This window comes from Kitasatospora sp. NPDC057512 (assembly GCF_042802135.1).
In the GTDB taxonomy this organism is placed as follows: domain Bacteria; phylum Actinomycetota; class Actinomycetes; order Streptomycetales; family Streptomycetaceae; genus Kitasatospora.
In genome coordinates this window covers 1-6,185 of sequence record NZ_JBHVET010000530.1, presented here as the reverse complement: position 1 = coordinate 6,185, position 6,185 = coordinate 1, and the positions used below count along the sequence as shown (strand labels likewise).

At 74.9% G+C, this 6,185-nt stretch carries 3 protein-coding genes and 1 pseudogene; 2 read left to right on the top strand and 2 right to left on the bottom strand.

The features are described from left to right. Together ACFU6K_RS28290 and ACFU6K_RS28285 are read right to left on the bottom strand one after the other, a co-directional pair. A partial coding sequence (locus ACFU6K_RS28290) for a sigma-70 family RNA polymerase sigma factor (RefSeq protein ID WP_380667676.1) occupies positions 1-1,141 on the bottom strand: 1,141 nt, incomplete at its 3' end. 339 nt (positions 1,142-1,480) lie between these two features. Further along, the gene (locus ACFU6K_RS28285) at positions 1,481-2,386 is read right to left on the bottom strand and encodes a TetR/AcrR family transcriptional regulator (protein WP_380667674.1); all 906 of its coding nucleotides are present in this window, start codon (positions 2,384-2,386) and stop codon (positions 1,481-1,483) included. A 476-nt stretch (positions 2,387-2,862) separates the two neighbouring features. Between ACFU6K_RS28285 and ACFU6K_RS28280 the strand changes: the two genes are divergently transcribed. Continuing rightward, positions 2,863-4,311, top strand: a complete 1,449-nt coding sequence (locus ACFU6K_RS28280; protein WP_380667673.1) for an NAD(P)/FAD-dependent oxidoreductase — start codon at positions 2,863-2,865, stop codon at positions 4,309-4,311. 206 nt (positions 4,312-4,517) lie between these two features. Continuing rightward, positions 4,518-5,804: pseudogene (locus ACFU6K_RS28275) on the top strand (PP2C family protein-serine/threonine phosphatase); the annotation flags it as partial. Positions 5,805-6,185 lie beyond the last annotated feature (381 nt).

Sequence of the window (6,185 nt, the reverse complement as noted above, 5' to 3'; positions counted from 1 at the left end):
CGCCGACGCCGATCCAGACCAGCACCCCGCCGGGCAGCAGGGCGCGCAGCCCGGTGTTGATCTCGGTCAGTTCCAGGCAGGCGGCCGTGCAGCGGTCGCACTCCCTGAGGTGCCGGCCGACCTCCGCCGAGGCCCGCTTGCGCAGCGAGCCGCGCGCGTACGCGCCGAGCCGGTTGGCGTACGCCTCGCAGGCGCTGTCCTGGCTGCCCGAGACGTGTGCCTGGAGGAACCCGGCGGCGAGCCGGTCGCGGGCCCGGTGGGCCTGGACGGCGGTGGCGTTGGCGGTCTTGCCGAGCATCACCGCGACGGTCTTCGGGGACTCCCGCTCGACCTCGGTGTGCCAGAGCACCATCCGGTCGTCCTCGGGCAGTTCGGCGTAGGCCTGCATGACCATCCGCTGGTCGGCCATCGCCATCGCCCAGGCGTCGGCGCCCGGGTCGGCGAGGTCGAAGTCGACCACGGCGGCCGAGGTCTGCGCGAACACGGCGAAGTCGTCCACGAGTTGCTCGCGCCGCTCGCTGCGGTGCCAGGCGGCGGCGACGTTGCGCACGGCGGTCAGCAGGTACGCGCGGACGGCGAACTCGGGGCCCTTGCCCGCCCGCAGCGCCTGCAGGGTGCGGGCGAACACCTCGCCCGCGAGGTCCTCGGCGGTGAAGCTGTCCCGGCAGCAGGTGCGGGCGTAGCGGCGCACCGAGTCGGCGTGTCGGCGGTAGATCTCCTCGTACGCGGTGTCGTCGCCGGCCCGCACCCGGGCGGTCAACTCGGAGTCGGAGGCCGGGCGCTCGCCGTCCACCGGGTCGGCGGGGGCGGGCACGGTCGGCCGGGCGGTGCGGCCGTCGCCGGTGAACGGTTCGCCGACGAACGCCTCGGGAGCGACACCGCCCCGGCCCGCCGGGGCCTGCCCGGGCACCCGGCCCGGGGGCAGTGCGGCGGCGGAGGCGGAGAGCGTCTCGCGGCTGGGCATCCCGGCCTGGTCGGGGACGTGTCCGGCGGCCGAACCCGCTGCGGTGCCCGGCACTTGGGCCGTCCCGCCGGCGCTGCCGAGACTGCAGGGGCCCGCGGCGGACCCCTCGGCGGTCTCACCGGAGCGGCCCCCGAAGTCGAGGCCGTACCCGTAGTCGTTCTGTTCCTCGGCGCTCACAACGGACCCCAGATTCCACGACAGCCCCCGTAGTGTGGCAGGGCGCGCGGGAGTGCGTAGGCGCACGGTTCCCCGGCGTACGGCGCCGACGGCGCGCGAACGGCGCGCATCGGGACATTGGCTCCAACCACGGGCAAAGGATGGCATAGCGCAGGGATCGGCGGTAGCCGGACCGGTCGCCTTCCACTCCTCCGAGGGGCCGTCGCGGGGGCGTTCGCCCAGCGTGCCGCGGTGGGGTGTGCGACTCCCGCACCCCGGCGCGCGCACTCGTGTCGCGCGCCGGTCCTCCTCCCAACTCCCGTGCCCGTCCGGCGTGGCGGCCCGGCCGGCCGACGGGCGTCAGCGCTCCCGCAGGCCGTCCAGCAGGATCTGCAGCAGCCGGTCCGACGGCCCGGCGGCCGGCTGGCCCTCCGTCTGCGGAGAAATCGGCGAGAAACCGACGGCCGACGGCGCGGAGACCGTCGGCGCGGAGACCGACGGACGGGCCGCGTGCACCGGCACCGAGGCGGTCAGCACCAGCACCACGTCCGACACCGTGACGCCCGGCCGCAGTTCGCCCGCCGCACCGGCCCGCGCCACCAGGGCGGCCAGCAGCTGGAGCAGCAGCCGGGGATCGGCGTCGGCCGCCGACGGCTCGACCGCCCCGCCGGAACGGGCCTCCTCGCCGCGCAGGTCGAAGCGGACCGCGGCCGGCGGCTCCGACGCCCGCTGCTCGGGCACCCGGCCCAGCTCCTCCGCATACCGGAACGCCTCCGGCGGCAGCAGCCGCCCGGCGCCGCTGCTCACCGCGCGGGCCAGGTAGCCGGCCAGCGCCTCCCAGGCGCCGTCACCGCCGTACAGCGACTCCCGCGCCTGCGCGGTCAGCCACGCCACCTCCTCGGCGGCGATCCGCTGGACCAGCACCTCCTTGCTCGGGAAGCGCCGGTAGACGGTGCCGACCCCGACCCCGGCCCGGCGCGCCACCTCCTCCATCGGCGCGCCGTAGCCGAACTCGCCGAACACCTCGCGCGCCGCCCGCAGCACGCTCTCCAGGTTCCGCCGGGCGTCCACCCGAAGCCGGGCCCCCGGCACCGGCACGGCGGCCGGCGCGGGCTCGACCCGGTAGGGGACGGCCGCCCGGGCCAGGCCCGCCGGTGCCGTCCCGCCCTGCGGCGGCAGGTCCACCGGGCCGCGCTGCTCGGGGACCATGCCCGGTCCGACCTGCGACGCACCCGCCCGCCCCAATACCTGCTCCTGATCCATCATCCCAACTCTCCCCCGCAGGCGTCCGAAACCGGACCCTGTCGTCGCCCGCCCCTGCACCCCCCGGTGCAGCTCGGCCCGTCAGAAGTGACCCGATGACCCATGCTCGTGCCGCCCGTCCCGATCCGGTGACCACGGTTCGTGCCGCCGTGCCGGGTCCACGTCCGGCTCGGCGCGTCGGCACCGACCGGGGCCCTGTCCGGGAACTACCCTTCCCCGGATGACCGTCCCCCAGTCGGGTTCTCACGCCAACGCTGGAACTGGCCGTAGTGGCCGCTCCACGGTGCGTCGCCGCCGATTGTCATGGCGACGGCCGCCCCGGTACACAATCCGACCATAGTTCACCACTCTCCGAGGCCGAAAGTGCGTCAGAAAGTCGCCCAGTAAGCACAACTGGCCACGACGGTCACTCGTGTCGCAACCAGCCCCGTACGGACTGTGGACAAGACGACCCCCGCCGGTCCTTCATAGGGGGCGTGATGGGGGACACCCCCGGCCGCGGGGTGGCCGGGACGAAACGTCGCATCGGCAGGAGGCGCACCATCAGGATCCTGATCGCCGGCGGCGGCTGCGCCGGAACGGCCGCCGCACTCCACCTCCAGCGCGCCCTGCGGGAACGGCTGCGGCGCGGCGAGGCGGAGATCACCGTCGTCGAGCCCCAGGCGTACTTCACCTACCACCCGCTGCTGGCCGAGGTGGCGGCCGGCTCGATCGACCCGAGACACGTGGTCGTCCCACTGCGCCGGGTCCTGCCGGACTGCCGGGTGCTCACCGCCCGGATCACCCGGATCGAACACGCCGCCCGGCGCGCCCTGGCCGACGCCGCGGGCCCCGGCGAACCCCCCGCCCCGGTCGAACTCCCTTACGACGTCCTCGTGGTGGCCCCCGGATCGGTCTCCCGCACGGCTCCGGTGCCCGGCCTCGCCGAGCACGGCCTCGGCTTCTCCACCGTCGGCGAGGCGGTGGGCCTGCGCAACCACGTCCTGGAGCAGCTCGACCTCGCCTCCGCCACCCGCGACCCGGCACTGCGGCAGGCCGCGCTCACCTTCGTCTTCGTCGGCGCCGGCTACGCGGGCGTCGGCGCGCTCGCCGAACTGGAGGACATGGCCCGCACCGCCGTGCGCGGCTACCACAACGTCCGCGCCGAGGACCTGCGCTGGGTGCTGGTCGAGGCGACCGGCCGGATCCTCGCCGAGGAGTCGTCCGAGCTCGCCGAGCACACCCTGGGGGAGCTGCGCGAACGCGGGGTCGACATCCGGCTGCGCACCACCCTGGAGTCCGCCGCCGACCGGGTCGTGGCGCTCTCCGACGGCAGCCGCTTCGGTGCCCGCACGCTGGTCTGGACGGCGGGCGTCCGGCCGTCCCCGCTGCTGCGCGAGACCGACCTGCCGCTGGACACGCTCGGCCGGGTGCGGTGTCTGGCGACCCTGCAGGCCGTCGGGCCGGACGGGCGCGCCCTGCCCGGCGTCTGGGCGGCCGGCGACTGCGCCGCCGTGCCGGACCCGAACGCGGACGGCGCCCCCTGCGCCCCCAACGCCCAGCACGCCTTCGCCCAGGCCGAGCTGCTCGCCCGCAACGTCGTGGTGGCCCTGGACGGCGGGCCGCACGCCCCGGGCCTGGCCGGCTACCGGCCCGGCCCCGCCGCCTGCTCGACCTCGCTCGGCCCGCACCGGGCCGTCGCCCACACCCGGCGCGGCGGCAGGCTCACCGGCCGCCGGGCCTGGTGGCTGCACCGGGCCCGGCACCTGCGGCGGCTGCCGACCGCCGAGCGCCGGGTGCGGGTGCTGATGGACTGGGTGCTGGGCGGGGTGTTCTCCCGCGAGGTGGTCTCGCTGGGCGCGATGGAGCACCCGCGTTCGGCCTTCGAGGAGGGGTTCGGCCCGAAGCCCGGACGGCCGTCCGACGCGGGACCGGATGCTCCCCGCTGACCGGGCCCGCCGACCCGGGCCGGCGGCCGACCGGGCGGTGAACCGGCGAGTGGATCAGGGAGTGGATCGGGCGGCCACGCCGGGCGCGCGACTTCCGGAACCGGGCCTCCGCCTGACAGGATCAGCCCGACCTGGTCATTACCCCGTGTGCTGCTGCGCACACAAAAAGTGATGATATGCCTGGAAAACGAGGAAGCGGCCGTCGTTTGAACCTCATGCGCTGGAGCGCCCGGCTCGCCGGAGTCCCCTGGCGTGCCGTCCCGCCCCCCGGGACCGGCACCGAGGACGGTGCACCCTGCCCCGAGGGCGTCGTCGTGCCCGGCCCCCGCGACCCGGCCGGCCCCGCCGCCACCACGGAGCTCCTCGACCCGCACAAGCCGCAGAACCTGCGCGAGGTCCTCAACCGCATCCCCGCCCCGGTCGCCGTCACCTACGGCCCGCTCCACCAGCTCGGCTACGCCAACCGCGCCTACCGCGAACTCTTCGGCGAACGCCCCACCGGCCTGCCCGCCGCGGAGGCGCTCCCCGAACTCGCCACCATGGGCGTCCTGCCCCTGATGGACCAGGTCATCCGCGGCGGCCGCCCGCGCAGCGTCAAGGCCCGCTGCATCCTCGGCCTCACCGGCAACCGCTACTACAACGTCTCCTGCGTCCCGCTCGGCGCGGGGGAGGGCGGCGACGCCCCCGCCGAGGGACCGCCCGCCGGAGTGCTGATCTTCGCCGCCGAGGTCACCGACCAGGTCCTCGCCGCGGCCCGCCTGCGCGAAGCGGAACGCCGCCAGCGCGAGGCCGCTGTCACCCTCCAGCGCAGCCTGCTCCCGCAGAAGCTCGACCAGCCGGCCGGCCTGCGGGTCGCCGCCACCTACCAGCCGGGCGGCGCCGAGGCCGCGGTCGGCGGCGACTGGTACGACGTCATCGCCATCGACGGCGGGCGCACGGCACTCGTCATCGGCGACGTCATGGGCCGCGGCCTGCGCGCCGCCGCCGTCATGGGTCAGCTGCGGACGGCGGTCCGCGCCTACGCCCGCCTCGACCTGCCGCCGCACGAGGTGATGCGCCTGCTCGACGGCCTCGCCATGGAGATCGACGCCAACCAGATCGCCACCTGCACCTACGCCGTCTGGGACCCGCGGCGCCGCACCCTTTCCTACGCCTCCGCAGGACACCTCCCCGTGCTGCTGCGCTGCCCGGACGGCACCATCCTGCGCAGCGAGGAGCAGAACGGCCCGCCGCTCGGCACCGGCGGCGGCCTGCACGTCTCCCACACCCTGCGCCTGCTCCCCGGCACGACCGGCGTCCTCTATACCGACGGACTGGTCGAGCGCCGGGACGAGGACATCGACCAGGGCCTCGACCTCCTGGCCCGCACCCTGACCGGCGCGATCGGCGCCCCCGAGGTGATCTGCGCCCGGCTGCTGCGGGCGATGGGCGTGACCTCCGAGCACGACGACGACGTCGCCGTCCTGGCCTTCCAGCTGCCGGCGGAGGAGGGCACCGAGAATTCGGTTGCGCCGCTTGACTCGGCGACTCCAGAGGTCTAGTGTTCTTCGAGCTGCCTGGCAGGGAGCACCGGACACGCATCTGCGCGGACGGTCCCGCGGTGGCCAATCCTCTGAAACACCACTTTCCGGTTCGTGCCGGTCGTCTGCGCTTTTCGGCGCTGTGACCTGGCGCTTATTCGGCGTGCTCGTTTTATCGGGTTGCGGTCGGATTCGCTTTTCGGAGCGGGGATCGGCTAGAGTTTGAAACGTCGGACAGGGCGTCAAACCCCGGAAGACTCCGGCGAGTTGGATGAACGAAGCCCCGGAAACGGAGCGGAAAACATCTGATAAGCTGGAAACACGAAAGAACGAAGCCCGGAGGGTCCGCTGGAA

Coding starts and splice junctions, on each gene's coding strand:
- ACFU6K_RS28285 (WP_380667674.1), bottom strand. CDS start 2,386: ATGATGGATCAGGAGCAGGTATTGGGGCGGGCGGGTGCGTCGCAGGTC.
- ACFU6K_RS28280 (WP_380667673.1), top strand. CDS start 2,863: ATGGGGGACACCCCCGGCCGCGGGGTGGCCGGGACGAAACGTCGCATC.